Consider the following 14,945-nt stretch of genomic DNA (forward strand, 5'->3'; position numbering starts at 1 on the left):
TCACACTCGGGCAACTCCGGATGAGGGCGATGCGATGAAACTGCTGGTTGCCGAAGACGAACCGAAGACCGGGACCTACCTGCAACAGGGGCTCAGCGAGGCGGGCTTCACGGTCGACCGCGTGACCAGCGGCACCGACGCCCTGCAGCATGCACTGAGCACGCCGTACGATCTGTTGATCCTCGACGTGATGATGCCGGGGTTGGACGGCTGGGAAGTGCTGCGGCTGGTGCGCGCTTCGGGCAGCGAGGTGCCGGTGCTGTTCCTCACCGCGCGCGACCGCGTCGAGGATCGGGTCAAGGGGCTGGAACTGGGCGCCGACGATTACCTGGTCAAGCCGTTCGCCTTCTCCGAACTGCTGGCGCGGGTGCGCACGCTGTTGCGCCGCGGCAACGCGGCGGCCCTGCAGACGCAGCTGAAGATCGCCGATTTGCAGGTCGATCTGCTCAAGCGCCGGGCCATGCGTGCCGGGCAGCGCATCGACCTCACCGCCAAGGAATTCGCCCTGCTGGAACTGCTGCTGCGCCGGCGTGGCGAGGTGCTGCCCAAGTCGCTGATCGCCTCGCAGGTGTGGGACATGAATTTCGACAGCGACACCAACGTCATCGAAGTGGCGATTCGTCGTTTGCGGGCGAAGATCGACGACGGCTTCGAGCCCAAGCTGATCCACACCGCACGTGGCATGGGCTACATGCTCGATGAGCCGGATGCACCATGAAACGTCTGTCGCTGACGGCGCGCCTGAGCCTGATGTTCATGCTCGCCGTGACCGGTGTGCTGGCCGCGGCCGGCTACTTCTTCAACCAGCTCAGCGTGCACCATTTCGACGAGCTGGACCGCCATACGCTGCACGAGAAACTCGAGGCCGGCCGCGGCCTGCTCGGTGGACTGGACGATCTGCGCCGCTTCGATGAGCTGCGCCCGCAGCTGCAGGCACTGCTCGGCGGCCATGGCGGACTGGCCGCGTTCATTTTCGACGATCGCGGCCGGCAGCTGTTTCCGGCGCCTGGGCCCGCGCCCTTCGATACCCGGCTGTTGCAACTGGCGGGGCAGGGGGGCGGCGAGCTGCAGGTCGACGGCCGGGTCTGGCGTGGCGAGGCGGGGCACGTCGAGGTTGCCGGGCAGCGCCTGACCCTGCTGATCCTGCTCGACGTCACGGTGCACAGGGCGTTCTTCCATACCTTCAGCGGCTGGCTGTGGAGCGCGCTGGTGCTCTGTGCGCTGGTCAGCGCCCTGCTCGGCTGGTTGCTGGTGCGCAGCGGCTTGCGGCCGTTGCGCGAGGTCACGCAGGTGGCGGCCTCGGTTTCGGCAAAATCCCTGCGCGAGCGCATCCCCGGCGAGTCGATCCCGGCGGAGCTGGAACAGCTGGTGCAGGCCTTCAACGCGATGTTGGCGCGGCTGGAGGATGCCTTCGTGCGGCTGTCGAACTTTTCCGCCGACATCGCCCATGAGTTGCGCACGCCGCTGAGCAATCTGATGACCCACACCGAGGTGGCACTGACCCGGGCCAGAACGGTGGAGCAATACCAGGACAACCTGCATTCCAACCTGGAAGAGCTGCAGCGCATGTCGCGGATGATCGATGACATGCTGTTCCTGGCCAAGGCCGACAATGGGCTGATCATCCCCGATGCGCGGCCGGTGGAGCTGCACGAGCTGTGCGAACAGCTGCTGGACTATTACCAGCTCTCGGCCGACGAGCGCGGCATCCATCTCGAGCAGTCCGGGGCCGGGACGCTGGCGGGGGATCGATCGATGCTGCGCCGGGCATTGTCCAACCTGTTGTCCAACGCGCTGCGCTACACACCGGATGGCGGGACGATCCGGGTGCTGATCGAGCAGGATGCCGACGGGGTGGCGCTGAGCGTCGCCAACCCCGGGGCGACCATCGCCCCCGAGCATCTGGGCCGGCTGTTCGACCGCTTCTACCGGGGCGACCCGGCGCGGCGCGAAGGCGGCCCGAGCAATGCCGGGCTGGGGCTGGCCATCACCCGCTCCATCGTCGAGGCGCATCACGGGCGGATCGGCTGTTCGTCGGCGGCGGGCCTCACGACGTTCAGGCTGGAGTTCCCCGCATGAGCTCCGGGGCCGTTGAGATGACACAGGTGCGAGAGGACTGAATGCTGACCGTGAATATCGGGCCGCTGGCCCTTGCTGTGCCCCATGTGCTGTTGCTGGGCAGCCTGCTGCTGGCGACCCTGAGCGGCTGGTGGGTCGGCCGGCGTAGTGCCTGCAATCCGGAGCGGCAGCTGTTCCGCCTGCTGCTGGTGGCGCTGCTGGTCGCGCGGCTGGCCTTCGTGATCGTCTATTTCGAGCATTACCGTGGGGCGTGGTGGCGGCTCATCGATATCCGCGACGGCGGCTTCATCGCCTGGCCCGGCGTGCTCGCCGCGCTGGCGCTGGGCGCCAGCTGGTGCTGGCGCGAGCGGGCGCTGCGCAAGCCCCTGGGGATTGCGCTGGCGGTCGGCGTGGCGAGTTGGGGCCTCGGCAGCCTGGCATGGCATTCCTTCGAGCAGGGCACGCGCCTGCCGAACATGGCCCTGCGCGATAGCCAGGGGCGGCCGGTGGCGCTGGAGGCATACGTCGGCCAGCCCCTGGTGATCAATCTCTGGGCCACCTGGTGCCCGCCGTGCCGTCGCGAGATGCCGGTGCTGGCCGAAGCGCAGGCGCGCGAGCGCGATACGCTGTTCCTCTTCGTCAACCAAGGCGAGGGGGCGGGCGAGATCAACCGCTTCCTGCAAGCGATGGACCTGGGGCTGGAGAACGTACTGCTCGACGGCGGTGGACGCCTCGGCCAGCATGTCGGCTCCAGGGCCCTGCCCACGACGCTGTTCTACGACGCCGAGGGCCGCCAGGTCGGCAGCCATCTCGGCGAACTCTCGCACGCCAGCCTGGCGCGTGCGTTGGCAAAACTGAAAGAGGATGCGCAGTGATTCAACTCAAGCCGTTACCGTATCTGCTGGCTGGCATCGGCCTGCTGGCCCTGCCCGTGGCCCAGGCCGAGGAACTGCCGGCGGCGATCAAGGCCGTGGAAGCGCGTGGTGCCGAGGTCGTCGGCCGCTTCGATGCGCCCGGCGGGCTGCAGGGCTATGCCGCACGCTACAACGGCCAGGGCATGGCGCTGTACCTCACCCCCGACGGCGAGCATGTGCTGGTCGGCAGCCTGCTCGACGCCAAGGGCGAAGACCTGACCCGCGGGCACCTGGAGAAGCTGGTCTACGAACCGCTGGGCAAGGAGATGTGGGCGCGCATGGAGGGCAGCAGCTGGATCGCCGACGGACGCGCCGACGCGCCACGCATCGTCTACCTGTTCAGCGACCCGAACTGCCCCTACTGCAACCTGTTCTGGAAACAGGCGCGGCCCTGGGTCGAGGCCGGCAAGGTGCAGCTGCGCCACATCATGGTCGGCATGCTGCGTGCGGACAGTGCCGGCAAGTCCGCCGCGCTGCTCGGCGCCAAGGAGCCGGAGGCGGCGCTCAACGCGCACGAGGCAGCCGGCAAGGCGAGCAAGCTCAAGCCGCTGGATAAGATTCCTGCCGAACTGGAACGGCAGCTCACCGACAACCTGATGCTGATGGGCGAACTGGGTGCCCAGGCCACGCCGGCGATCTTCTACCTCGACGACAACGGCCGCCTGCAGCAGCACCAGGGCGCGCCGCGACCGGATGCCCTGGACCTGATCATGGGCCCGCGCTAAACGCAAGGTGGATGGCCGAAGCCACCAGACGCGGCTCGTCAGAGCACGCCGAACACCTTCTTCGCCAGGCTGGTGGCCGCTGCCGCCGGGTTCTTGCGGATGCTCGCTTCCTGCTCGGCGATGACGCTGAACAGGCCATTCAGGGCCTGCTCGGTGACATAGCCTTCGATATTGGCGTAGCCACCGGAGAGGCCCGTCGGCACCTTGGCCGCCACGGCGTTGTACTGCTGCGCCAGGCCGACCTGGTCGGTGGCCTGCTTGACGATGGGCAGGAACTTCGCGCGGATCTGCTCGCGGCTGGACTTGTCCAGGTACTGGGTGGCCGAATCGTCGCCACCGGCGAGAATTCCCTTGGCGTCCTCCACGGTCATGTTGCGCACGGCGTCCAGCAGCAGTTGCTGGGCTTGCGGCACGGCCGCCTCGGCGGCCTGGTTCATGCTGTTCTCCAACTGCTCGACCTGGCTGCCCATGCCCAGCATCTTCAGCATGCGCGAGGCCTTGCCGATGTTGCCCGGCAGCTCGATGCGCACGTCCGGATCGCTGCTGAATCCGCCGGGCCGCCCGAGCTGCTGCACCGCCACCTTGGCGCCCTGGCTGAGCGCATCCTTGAGGCCGGCGCTGGCGTCGCCCTGGGTCAGGTCGGTAAGCGACAGGGCATGGGCGGCGGCAGACAGCATCAAGCTGGCGATAAAGGCGGTGATGCGGATCATGGCAAACCTCAGAGGAATGTGGCCGGGGCCGATAGGCCGAGCATAGCGGGGAAGATCAGCGCTAGCGAGCCTGCTCAAGAGGCCGACAGTATGCCAACTGGCTAGCAGTTCCCCCTCGGCGACCTCGAAAACGATGCCCTCCTCTGTTAGAAGGGCTGTCCGTTGTCCAGACATTCAAGGAGGATTCGTCATGCGTCTGATTCGTCGCGAGCATCGTAACGGCATCAGCCTGAGAAACATCGAAGCGCCGTTCTTCGCGGTGCCCAAGGTTGACAACGAACTGACCTGTTGGCACCACGAGATACCGGGCCTCAGCGAACTGAGCCGATCCTGCGGCGCAGACAGGCAGCTCATCCTCGCCGCAGTGGAGCGCGGCGACTGGCTGCTGGTCATGGATGACCCATTCAGACCGTTGAGCAATGACACCTTCGGTAAGTATTCCCACATCACCGGCAAGGGCTGGGTAGGCAGCTTCCATACGGAGCGTTCGCGCCAGCCGAAAGCCTCGCTACCTGAGGCCGAGCCTATAGCGAAGACCCAGCCACAGGAGCCGGGCTTTTACATCGTGCCCAGGAGCACCACGCTCGAGAAACTGGAGGCACAGCTATTCACGTCGCCCAGCCCCGCCGTCATCGATAAATTCAAAGCCCTGAACCCGAGCCTGAGCCAGGTGAAGGCCGGACAGATGATCGTGCTCAGCGATCCCGACAACCAGCAATGCACCCGCGAAGAAGCTCTGCTGATGGAGGCTGCGGGCAAGGTCAATGCGGCGCTGGAGGCGCTGTCACCCGAAGAAGCCGATTTCATGGTCCGGCACCGGGACGAAATCGAATCCTTTCTCACCTACGGCGCCGCCTCCGTGGGTGTCGGCTCGTCCGTGTTTTCCAAGCATCTGGAAGGTGTGAGCAACTCGCTACGCAGCATCGAGGCCTTGCACCAGCGAACCTTCCAGCAGCACGGTCACCTGCGTTCCCCGGAATTCTTTGCCGAGCGCAAGCGCCTGTTCAGCCAGTTGGATGTGCAACTCACTTCGCTGACCAGAAAAGGCACGGGAATACCTGATCATCCCAACCTCAAGAGCGCCTTGGGTATTTCCAGTCGCAGCGTCGTACACCGCTGGACGAAAGCCGGCGCTCCCGAGCAGATTCCCGGCTATGCCACGCATATCGACGGTGTGGCCAAGGCCGCGAAATACATCAGATATGGCGGCTGGATCGGCACGGCCGTTGGTGGCGGGGCTTCTTATATGAAGGTGCAGGATGTGTGTATGGCTGGTGATGCTGAAGCTTGTGAAAAGGTTAAATTTACCGAGGGCGGAGGCTTTGCTGGGGGAGTCGCTGGCGGTGCGCTGGCCAGTATAGCCTTAACTGGCTCGACAGTAGGTGTTATTTGTGCCGCTCTCGGGGTCCCTACTGGCGGTGTGGGTACGTTGACGTGTGGTCTTTTGGTAGTTGGGGCGGGATCTTTGGCTGCAGGAGCCGTCGGAGGCAGAGGAGGAGAAGCAATGGGAGAAATAATTTACGAGGCAGTTAAGTGAGTTTGAATACAGCTGAGAAAATATTTCTCTGTGTAGGTTTAATCGACTTTGGGCTGGCGTTCCTCTTGATTGGAACTGCATTGCATATGGCCTATACCAAAACAGACGAGATGCTGGAGTATTTAAAAAACTGTACTGCCATAACGGCTCGTGCTCCTCTCAGGCACGGTGGTCCATGGGGCAAACTGTTACTCATCGGAGGAATTGCTGGGATCGTTACCCTTCCAAACTTTTATCTGAAAAAAGGCGAGCTAAGCGCGGAGGATCTAAAGGGGCTTCCAATTCACCTTAAGCGCAAATTGGCGATTTTGTACTGGGGTAGCTGTGGAGCTCTGCTTTTAATGTTCGTCATTGCGGCGGTAGCTGAGCTTGATCTTGTGTAATCGGGCGTACGGAAGTTGGCCGCCGAATCCAGCATATTCCGGTGCAGGATGTGCGCGGCAGGCAATTACACGGCTTGTATGAGTGTGGTGGATAGTCTGAAGTATTCATGAGTTTCTAGCTGACTTCAGCACCTGCCGACTTTGAAAGTGACCAATCGATCCATGACACTTGACCGCAGATAGCTGTCAGCCTACCTGCTACCACTTGCCCTAGCGCAGCAGCAGGCCGGTGCAAGATGTATGGCTGGCAATGCCAAGGCTTGTGAAAAAGTTAAATACACCGAGACTGGGCGTTTTGCCGGCAGCGGCGCGGGCGGCGCAGGGAGTGCCGCCATTTTAACGGCCCCAGCAGTAGGCAGTGTCTGTGCCGCACTGGGTGTGCCTACTGGTGGAGTAGGAACTCTTGTATGTGGCTTGGTGGTGGTCGGGACAGGCTCTTTAGTAATAGACGCTCTTGGGGACACTCTGAAGAAGGCTCCCTGCTTTGGCAAAATAGCCCGACCCCACCCGCCGAGGTTCCTGATGAAGCAGATGACCTTCGCCGACGCCGAGTACGCCGGCAAGCGCAAGCAGACCCGCAAGGAGTTGTTCCTGATCGAGATGGATCAGGTGGTGCCGTGGAAGGGGTTGATTGCCTTGATTGAGCCCCACTACCCCAAGGGTGAAGGTGGCCGTCCGGCTTATCCGCTGATGGCGGTGCTGCGGGTTCATCTGATGCAGAACTGGTTCGGCTATAGCGACCCGGCCATGGAGGAGGCGCTGTACGAGACCACGATCCTTCGCCAGTTTGCGGGGCTGAGTCTGGAGCGCATCCCAGACGAAACGACCATCCTCAACTTCCGGCGCCTGCTGGAGAAACACGAGTTGGCGGCGGGCATCCTGGCCGTGATCAATGGCTACCTGGGCGACCGCGGCCTGTCGCTGCGCCAGGGCACCATTGTCGACGCCACGCTGATTAACGCGCCGAGTTCGACCAAGAACAAGGACGGCAAACGCGACCCAGAGATGCACCAGACCAAGAAGGGAAACCAATATTACTTCGGGGCCAAGGCACACATTGGTGTCGACGATGAGTCGGGCTTGGTGCACAGCGTGGTGGTCACGGCGGCCAACGTGGCGGATGTCACGCAGGTCGACAAATTGCTGCACGGCGACGAGAACGTAGTCTGTGCCGACGCAGGTTACACCGGAGTGGAAAAGCGTACATGAAGGCCGCCCGGTGATCTGGCAGGTTGCGGCACGGCGCAGCACCTACAAGAAGCTCGATAAGCGCAGCGCGCTGTACAAAGCCAAGCGCAAGATCGAGAAGGCCAAGGCCCAGGTGCGCGCGAAGGTCGAACATCCGTTCCGAGTGATCAAGCGCCAGTTCGACTACACCAAGGTGCGCTTCCGGGGCCTGGCGAAAAATACGGCGCAGATGGTCACGCTGTTTGCTCTGTCGAATCTGTGGATGGCTCGCCGACATTTAATGATGAGCGCAGGAGAGGTGCGTCTGTGATGCAGGGAATAACCGCTGCGGCGTGCTCGCAGCGGTTGAAACACAACAGCGGACAGACGAACTGATCGCTTTTTGATCAGCTTCTGCTTTGAAATATCAGCGGAGTCTGAAGTCAGCCAGAAATGAGCGGCTATTTCAGAGCATCCTTGGAGGAGTTGGTGGCGAAATGGCAGGGGATGTGATCTATGAGAGTTCTAAATGAGCACCGCTGAGTTTGTTATCGGCTATCTATGCGGTTTGGTGATTTTTTTCTGCTAATTTGGATTGGCGTTGCATTGCATATGGCTTATAGGCAGATAGATACGATTTTGGAGCACCTAAAAAAATCCACTGCTGTCACGGTGCGCGCTCCTCTCAGGCACGGAGGTCCATGGGGGAAAATACTATTGGTGGGAGGGATATCAGGAATTATCACGTTCCCTGGTTTTTATCTGAAAAAAGGAGCGATAAATATAAAAGAATTAGAAGATTTTCCATCCCGCCTTAAAGCAAACTAGTAGTATTGCAGTGGAGCGCGTGGTGTCTTTTAGCGCTTTGATGTTGTTGGTTGCAATTGGGAAATCCGGCTGGCTCTATTAATTCAAATCCGTTTGTGATGCATCCTCGTGCCGTTCCAGTGCCACCTGGCGGATCGACAGGCGAATCTCCGCCGGCAGCACGCGCTTGGCCACGCCTTCGGCCAGTTCGCCGAGCTTGTCGTGGTAGCCGAGCTTGCCGTCGGCATCCGCGCAGAGCACACCCTGGTCCTGCAGGCTCTGGATGAAGTGGCGGAACAGGCTCTTGTCGAAGAATTCCGGCGCGTTCAGCCCGTGCAGGATCGACAGGCGCTGGGCCATCACCGTGCAGAGCTCTTCCAGCTCCTCGGCGCTCAGGCTGTGCTGGCCGCTGTTGAGCAGCAGCGAGGTCGCCATGTAGAAGCGCTGCAGGGTCTGCATGACCACCCGCGCCAGCAGCGTGAGCCGCACGAACTGCCGCGAACTGGGCGCCGGGCGCACGTAGCTGTCGCCGTCCTGCCTGAGCAGGCCGTGTTCGACGAAGGCGGCCAGCCACTGGTCGATCACCGCCTCTAGCTCGTGTTCCTCCCAGCGAATGAACAGCTCCGCGCGCAGATAGGGATACAGCGCCTCGGTGAACCGCTGGATCTGCTCGCGGCTCATCCGCGAACTGCTCTGGAAGAAGCTCGCCAGCAGCGCCGGCAGGGCGAAGATGTGCATCACGTTGTTGCGGTAGTAGGTCATCAGCACCGCGTTCTGCTCGTCCAGATAGAGGATGTTGCCCAGCGCATCCTTCTGTTCGGCGAGCAGGTCGAGGTCCTTCACGTAGGCGATCAGCGCTTCGCCGTCGCCTTCCGGCAGGGTGGTGTGCGGCGAGTAGGGCACCGCGCGCAGCAGGGCCTGGTAGAGGTCGAGGATTCGCGCCAGCGCGTCGTGATCGAGCGCCTGGCGGCTGGTGGAGAGCATCGCCAGCGCCACCAGGTTGACCGGGTTGACCGCCGCCGCCTCGTTGAGGCGCTCGGCGATGCGCCCGGCCAGCCGGTTGGTGGCCTCGTTCAGCCACTGCGGGCGATAGTCGGGCGCGTAGGTCTGCTGGCGCCAGCCGGGTTGCTCCTGCTCGAGGAACTCGTTGAGCTTGAGCGGCTCGCCGAAGTTGACCCAGACCTGACCGAAGCGCTGCTTGAGCGCGCCGATGACCTTGAAGATGTCGAAGATCGACTCCTTCTTCTTCGCCGCGCCGCGCAGCTCGCCGAGGTAGGTGCGGCCTTCCAGCACGCGCTCGTAGCCGATGTACACCGGCACGAAGAGGATCGGCAGGCGCGAGGAGCGCACGTAGCTGCGCAGGGTCAGCGCCAGCATGCCGGTCTTCGGCCGCAGCATGCGCCCGGTGCGCGAGCGGCCGCCCTCGACGAAGTATTCGACCGGGAAGCCGCGGCTGAACAGGCTGTGCAGGTATTCGTTGAATACCGCCGTATACAGCGGGTTGCCCTTGAACGAGCGGCGCATGAAGAAGGCGCCGCCACGGCGCAGCAGGCCGCCGATGACCGGCATGTTGAGGTTGATGCCGGCGGCGATGTGCGGCGGCGTCAGGCCGTTGCGGAACAGCAGGTAGGACAGCAGCAGGTAGTCGATATGGCTGCGGTGGCAGGGGACGTAGATCACCTCGTAGCCGCGCACGGCGTCCTGCAGCGGCTCGATATGGTTGACGCGGATGCCGTCGTAGATCTTGTTCCAGAACCAGGACAGCGCCACTTCGAGAAAGCGCACCGCGGTGTAGGCGTAGTCCGAGGCGATCTCGTTGCCGTAGCGCAGCGCCTTGGCCTCGGCCTTCTCGAGGGCGATGTTCTCGCGCTCGGCTTCCTCGCGGATCGCCTGGCGGACCTGCGGTGCATGCACCAGCCCCTTGACCAGGTTGCGCCGGTGCGACAGGTCGGGGCCGATCACCGCGGTCTTCTGGTTGCGGAAATGCACCCGCAGCATGCGATGGACCATGCGCAGGGTGCGCTCGTGGCCCTTGTTCAGCGCCACCAGCTCGTTGAGCTGGATCGGCGCGGAGAACTGCACGCGGGTCTTGCGCCCCAGCACCAGGATGCTGAGCAACTTGCGCAGCCGCCCGGTGACTGCCCAGCTGTCGGCGAACAGCAGCTTCCAGGCGCTGGTCTCGCGATTCGGCGACTGTCCCCAGAACACGCTGACCGGGACGATCTGCGCGTTTTCCACGGCGTTGTGCTCCAGCGCGCCGACCAGTCGCACCAGCGCCGGCGGCGCCACCAGCCGCGTACGCCGGCCGAACCAGCTCGCCGCCGGATTGAGGAAGAAGAACGCCGCCGGCTCGACATGTTCACCCACTGCCACATCGGCCACCGGTCGCGGCAGCCCGGCCTTGCTGCACTCGGCATCGAGCACCGCGAGGTCGCTCAGCGAGGGTTGCTGCAGCACATAGAACACCGGCTTGCTGCGATCCAGCCTGAGGGTGAAGGCGGACTGGTTGATGGTCTCCGAGCGCACCCAGACGTAGAGCACACGGCGCAGCAGGGAAAAGATCAGACGGCGAATGGGGGAGCGGGTCATACGGCGGGTTCGGCTATGAAAGGGACGATGCCCTCGAAGGCGGCAAGTGTGCCGTAAGCAGCGATGGCGGGCAAAAATGTCTGGTTCACGTAGGTTGGGTTGAGCGCAGCGAAGCCCAACGGACGAGGTGCCAGACGATGCTTCGGCGCGAGCCTGGAACCCTGGCCGTTCCAGGCGGCAGGCACCGGTAATTCCTCGCAGGCTTCATGTCCATCCCGGGACACGTCCCGCTTGCTTGATCCACTCGCGCATCTGCGGTCCCTGCGCTTCCTCCAGGGTCTTCACCTTCGCATAGCGAGAGACCTCTCCCAGCGGCGGTGGGGAATCGAATTTCGCCCCGCCGAAGAAGACCACGTTTACCGAGACATCGTAGGCGACCATCTCGATGATCCAGCCGAGCTCTGGCAGCCCGTAGTACGCCTTCTTCCACTTGATGGCGTAGTGGAGGTTGGGAATTGACGCGCGGATCAGCTCATCCAGATGCTTGACGATGGGCTGCAGGGCCGGCATCACCTGCCCGATCCAATCCTCGATATCGCTGTGATCATCCGCTGGCACGGGCGGTTTCCGGGTCGTATTCGGCTTGATTGATTTCACCATCGTACGTCCTCCTTTTGCATATCTGCCGTGGCAGCTGTCGTAGCCAGTGTCGAATTTCCATTTCCCCGTTCGACCACAGGCAACTGCCAAGCCGAAAGGAAACGACCATGAAAATCACCGTAGAAACTTATGTAAAGGCTGACCTGGGCACGGTCTGGGATGCCTACAACAATCCCGCGGACATCGAGCAATGGAATGCCGCTCAGGAAGACTGGCACACGACCAGGAGTACCGTCGATCTGCGCGAAGGCGGCAAGTTCCTGTCGCGCATGGAAGCGAAGGACGGCAGCGAAGGGTTCGACTTCGAAGGCACCTACACCCGCGTCGTACCGAAGCAGGCCATCGGATACCGGATGAGTGATGGCCGCGAAGCCGAAGTCGCGTTCACCGAGCACCCCGACGGCGTCCTGGTGACCGTCAGGTTCGACGCGGAAACCGAGAACCCGCCCGAACTCCAGCGTCTAGGCTGGCAGGCCATCCTGGACAACTTCGGCCGCTACGTGGAGGCCAGGAGCTGAGCCGGGGCGACAATGTGGCCATCATCTGGCGCTTGGCCAAGGAAAGGGCCTTCGCCCATTCCAGTTGAGCGAGGCGAACGATTGCATCAGTTGTTCGATGCGCCTTTGACTGCATAGCCATAATGCGCATAACGTATGCGCACACAGCTCAGGAATGAATCCCATGCGCGCCGCCTACAACCCTAATGCCCCAAAGCGGGCTGCCAACCTCAGCGTCAACGGTGACTTGCTCAATAAAGCCAAGGACCTGGATATCAATCTCTCCGCGACGCTGGAGCAGGCTCTGATCGAGGCCCTGAAGAAGAAACAGCGCGAGCAATGGCTGGCAGAGAACCGCAAAGCCATCAGCGCCTACAACGAACACGTGGAAGCCCACGGCGTGTTCAGCGACGGTCTGCGGGGGTTCTGATGCCTCAGTTCGCCGTGTACGAGAACTCCAACGCAGCCACCAAGGCGGCCGTGCCCTTCCTGCTCGATGTGCAAAGCGACCTGATTGCCGAACTCGGCACGCGGGTTGTAGTGCCTCTTTATACGGCAGCAGCCATGAAAGGGAAAATTCTCAAAACGCTCACGCCAATATTTGAAATTGAGGGAAAACCATACGTAATGGTGACTCCGCAACTGGCTGGTATCGCCAGAAAACAACTCGGCAATCAAGTTGCCGATCTCTCCGCGCAACGCGATGAAATCATTGCGGCTCTTGATTTGCTTATCACGGGAATCTGATAGGGGCGTCTAATGTTGGTAGTGCGAGAAAGTCAGCCGAGATAGATCTTTGTATTCATGGAGCGAAAGGGAGCAGATTTATTTTTCTGGCTGATGGTGTGCTGGCCAATAAATAAATCTGTCCTCTTTGCTTTTTAAACGTCCGAGCTCAAGCCAGTCCCGGGCATTGAGGCAGGCGATATAAGCGCGGTAAAGGTTGGCCAGCTCTGGCGGGGTCATGGAAAGCCTCCGTTGCGGGACTCCGGGTCCCGTTCGACACGTGGGGTGCCCGGATCAGCCACGCCGGCGCGTCAACGGGTACGAAGGCGAGCGCCGGCATAGGCCCCGGCCGCAAACAGCAGCGACCAGAGCAGCAGAAACGCGAGGCCCACGGCCAGCAACGGGCTGAGCGGCAGCAACAGGAGCAGGTACAGCACTTGGCCGACGACGACCCCCAGGTACAGTGCCCAGAGTGGTCGCGGCACGATGAAGCCTGCCAGCACGCCGGCCGTAAACAGCGCACCACTGTAGTACAGGCCGTCGCCGTCCCAGGGTTCGGCCTGACCACTGGCCCAGGGCGACAATGCCCAGATGAAAGCGCCGGCGAGGGAGGCGATCAGCAGCGCCTGCACAACCGGCCGGGCGCTAGGGCGCATCGGCTCGCCGCGCGTGCCACGCATGGATCAGCCCGGCCTGGTAGAAGGGCACGGGGCAGGCAAAGCCGCCGGCCTCGATGATGGACGCGACCTGCTCGGGGGGCAGTATTGCCACGTCACGGTCATAGGCGGCACGCATCTGCTCCAGGCCCGCCGCGGGAATGCCGGCGATGGTCATCATGTTCAGCCAGGTTTCCAGCAGCGCGGCATACGCCGGCGTGGTGACGTCCGCAGCCAGGTCAGAGCTGGCCAATAGTGCTCCCGGGCCGAGTCGGGCGGCTATGTCACGAAAGAAGCCGATGCGTGCGTCGCGCTCGAGAATGAACTGGGATACCAGCAGGGAGGTTGCCGCGTCGAAGGGGGCCTGCTCAGGCAGGGTCTCCAGGTAGCCCTCATGGAACTGGCAGCGCTGTTCGATTCCGGCTCGGGTTGCCTTGTCGCGAAGGACTTGCAGCATCGCGCCCGATGGCTCCACCGCGGTGAAGGTCCAACCGGGTCGGCACTGGGCCAGGTGCAGAATTTCCTCGCCGGTGCCGGCGCCGATGCACAGTACCCGCGCCTCGGCCGGCAGCGGTGCGAACACCGCCTCCAGAAGAAAATGCAGGGCATTGCGAATGGGCGCGGTTCTGGCCCAGCGCTCGTCGTAGCTGGCGGCCTGTTGATCGAATACCGCTTTGATCTCGTCGCTGCGCATGGCGGCTCCGTTTGGTGTGGTGTGGAACGCGGCGTCGCCGGGTTGCTGCCGCGGACCATTGGAAGAATCACTGGGCCGGGAGTATGTCCTTCGCCCGCAGCGCATCCAGCGCGATCCGCTGGCGCAAGGGCAGATCGGTCGCATCGCGGGTGTCCAGATTCAGCGCGAACAGCCAGGTGTCGGCGCCGGCTTCAACATAGCCGATGTACCAGCCGATGCCAGGATTGTCGCGAGCCGCCCAGCCGGTCTTGGCATACAGGCGATAAGCCGGCGTGCTGTCGACGCGCATGATGGTCCTGAGGGTGTCGTAGCTGCTCGCCCGGTACGGCAGGCTGCGCGCGACCACCTGGCGCAGCAGGCCCACCTGTTGTTCGGCGCTGACGCGCAGCGAGCCATCGAGCCAGAACTCGGTGACGTTGACAGGTTCGTGCAGCTGCCCGTAATGCGCCTGGCGGATGTGGCGCAGATAGGCCGCCGCGCCCACCCGCCGGGCCAGCCACTGGTAGCACCAGACGCAGCTGACCCTGAATGCGCTCTTCAAGGTCTGGTCGCGGTTCCAGTCCTCGATCTCGTAACGGGTGCCGTCCCAGGGGATGATCTCGTCCGCCCCGGCGATGGCACCTTCCTCCAGTGCGATCAGAGTGTTCAGCACCTTGAACGTGGACGCTGCGGGAAAAGCCGTGCCGGCGCGTTCATCGTCGTGGATGAAGCGCTGGCCCGTGGCGACGGACTCGATCACCAGTGTCCCCTCGACCCCCGCGCGTTCGAACAGACGGGCAATTGCCCCGTCCTCCGCATGGGCGAAGCCGGAAGCAGCGAGCAGCAACAGGGAGAGCAACAGGACGGGCATGACCAGGACCAGGTTGTAGGCGGGAGCGTGTT

Annotated in this window: 17 protein-coding genes and 1 pseudogene; 10 read left to right on the forward strand and 8 right to left on the reverse strand. The window is 62.8% G+C overall.

Translation table 11 applies throughout. The features are described 5' to 3' along the window. Positions 1-34 precede the first annotated feature (34 nt). From CXK94_RS04815 to dsbG, 4 genes are read left to right on the forward strand one after another with little or no spacing between them, the layout of a single operon-like run. Entirely contained in the window at positions 35-718 is a 684-nt protein-coding gene (locus CXK94_RS04815; protein WP_037041548.1) for a heavy metal response regulator transcription factor, read from the forward strand. After that, entirely contained in the window at positions 715-2,079 is a 1,365-nt protein-coding gene (locus CXK94_RS04820; RefSeq protein ID WP_102893499.1) for a heavy metal sensor histidine kinase, read from the forward strand. Before CXK94_RS04815 ends, CXK94_RS04820 begins: the two co-directional genes overlap by 4 nt. Before the next feature lie 41 nt (positions 2,080-2,120). Further along, positions 2,121-2,933, forward strand: a complete 813-nt coding sequence (locus CXK94_RS04825; protein WP_102893500.1) for a TlpA family protein disulfide reductase — start codon at positions 2,121-2,123, stop codon at positions 2,931-2,933. Beyond that, positions 2,930-3,697 (forward strand): thiol:disulfide interchange protein DsbG, encoded by a 768-nt coding sequence (gene dsbG / locus CXK94_RS04830; protein ID WP_102893501.1) that lies wholly within the window; start codon positions 2,930-2,932, stop codon positions 3,695-3,697. Before CXK94_RS04825 ends, dsbG begins: the two co-directional genes overlap by 4 nt. Positions 3,698-3,735: 38 nt before the next feature. Here dsbG and CXK94_RS04835 read toward each other — a convergent pair whose 3' ends face one another. Beyond that, the gene (locus CXK94_RS04835) at positions 3,736-4,407 is read right to left on the reverse strand and encodes a DUF4197 domain-containing protein (RefSeq protein ID WP_102893502.1); all 672 of its coding nucleotides are present in this window, start codon (positions 4,405-4,407) and stop codon (positions 3,736-3,738) included. 190 nt (positions 4,408-4,597) lie between these two features. On the opposite strand from CXK94_RS04835, the gene CXK94_RS04840 reads away from it, so the two are divergent. The 3 genes and pseudogenes from CXK94_RS04840 (at position 4,598) to CXK94_RS04850 (ending at position 7,825) form a co-directional block, all read left to right on the forward strand. Next, a complete protein-coding gene (locus CXK94_RS04840) occupies positions 4,598-5,944 on the forward strand; it encodes a hypothetical protein (RefSeq protein WP_102893503.1) in 1,347 nt (448 codons plus the stop codon). Continuing rightward, positions 5,941-6,327: a hypothetical protein gene (locus tag CXK94_RS04845; RefSeq protein WP_102893504.1), complete on the forward strand. Its 387-nt coding sequence runs from the start codon at positions 5,941-5,943 to the stop codon at positions 6,325-6,327. Before CXK94_RS04840 ends, CXK94_RS04845 begins: the two co-directional genes overlap by 4 nt. A gap of 522 nt (positions 6,328-6,849) precedes the next feature. Further along, positions 6,850-7,825 (forward strand): annotated as a pseudogene (locus CXK94_RS04850) (IS5 family transposase). 575 nt (positions 7,826-8,400) lie between these two features. On the opposite strand, the gene plsB reads toward CXK94_RS04850, so the two are convergent. The 3 genes from plsB to CXK94_RS04865 are packed head-to-tail and all read right to left on the reverse strand — an operon-like array spanning position 8,401 to position 11,490. After that, the gene (gene plsB / locus CXK94_RS04860; RefSeq protein ID WP_102893505.1) at positions 8,401-10,890 is read right to left on the reverse strand and encodes a glycerol-3-phosphate 1-O-acyltransferase PlsB; all 2,490 of its coding nucleotides are present in this window, start codon (positions 10,888-10,890) and stop codon (positions 8,401-8,403) included. Then, the gene (locus tag CXK94_RS22210) at positions 10,887-11,075 is read right to left on the reverse strand and encodes a hypothetical protein (protein ID WP_146032297.1); all 189 of its coding nucleotides are present in this window, start codon (positions 11,073-11,075) and stop codon (positions 10,887-10,889) included. Before CXK94_RS22210 ends, plsB begins: the two co-directional genes overlap by 4 nt. A gap of 19 nt (positions 11,076-11,094) precedes the next feature. Further along, positions 11,095-11,490 (reverse strand): DUF1801 domain-containing protein, encoded by a 396-nt coding sequence (locus CXK94_RS04865; RefSeq protein ID WP_037041777.1) that lies wholly within the window; start codon positions 11,488-11,490, stop codon positions 11,095-11,097. Between the two features lie 107 nt (positions 11,491-11,597). Between CXK94_RS04865 and CXK94_RS04870 the strand changes: the two genes are divergently transcribed. The 3 genes from CXK94_RS04870 (at position 11,598) to CXK94_RS04880 (ending at position 12,734) form a co-directional block, all read left to right on the forward strand. After that, the gene (locus tag CXK94_RS04870) at positions 11,598-12,008 is read left to right on the forward strand and encodes an SRPBCC family protein (RefSeq protein ID WP_102893506.1); all 411 of its coding nucleotides are present in this window, start codon (positions 11,598-11,600) and stop codon (positions 12,006-12,008) included. Between the two features lie 163 nt (positions 12,009-12,171). Next, positions 12,172-12,417: a type II toxin-antitoxin system CcdA family antitoxin gene (locus tag CXK94_RS04875; protein WP_037041780.1), complete on the forward strand. Its 246-nt coding sequence runs from the start codon at positions 12,172-12,174 to the stop codon at positions 12,415-12,417. Beyond that, positions 12,417-12,734, forward strand: a complete 318-nt coding sequence (locus tag CXK94_RS04880) for a CcdB family protein (protein ID WP_037041782.1) — start codon at positions 12,417-12,419, stop codon at positions 12,732-12,734. The genes CXK94_RS04875 and CXK94_RS04880 overlap by 1 nt, the downstream gene beginning before the upstream one ends. 78 nt (positions 12,735-12,812) lie before the next feature. On the opposite strand, the gene CXK94_RS22585 is transcribed toward CXK94_RS04880, so the two are convergent. The 4 genes from CXK94_RS22585 to blaOXA form a co-directional block, all read right to left on the reverse strand. After that, on the reverse strand, positions 12,813-12,953 hold the full coding sequence (locus CXK94_RS22585; protein ID WP_256045988.1) for a hypothetical protein: 141 nt from the start codon (positions 12,951-12,953) through the stop codon (positions 12,813-12,815). A 71-nt stretch (positions 12,954-13,024) separates the two neighbouring features. Then, the gene (locus CXK94_RS04890) at positions 13,025-13,393 is read right to left on the reverse strand and encodes a hypothetical protein (RefSeq protein ID WP_037041784.1); all 369 of its coding nucleotides are present in this window, start codon (positions 13,391-13,393) and stop codon (positions 13,025-13,027) included. Next, on the reverse strand, positions 13,359-14,063 hold the full coding sequence (locus CXK94_RS04895; protein WP_037041786.1) for a class I SAM-dependent methyltransferase: 705 nt from the start codon (positions 14,061-14,063) through the stop codon (positions 13,359-13,361). Before CXK94_RS04895 ends, CXK94_RS04890 begins: the two co-directional genes overlap by 35 nt. Before the next feature lie 67 nt (positions 14,064-14,130). Then, positions 14,131-14,919 (reverse strand): class D beta-lactamase, encoded by a 789-nt coding sequence (gene blaOXA, locus CXK94_RS04900; protein WP_371257624.1) that lies wholly within the window; start codon positions 14,917-14,919, stop codon positions 14,131-14,133. Positions 14,920-14,945 lie beyond the last annotated feature (26 nt).

It is taken from the genome of Stutzerimonas stutzeri (assembly GCF_002890915.1).
In the GTDB taxonomy this organism is placed as follows: Bacteria; Pseudomonadota; Gammaproteobacteria; order Pseudomonadales; family Pseudomonadaceae; genus Stutzerimonas; species Stutzerimonas stutzeri_AF.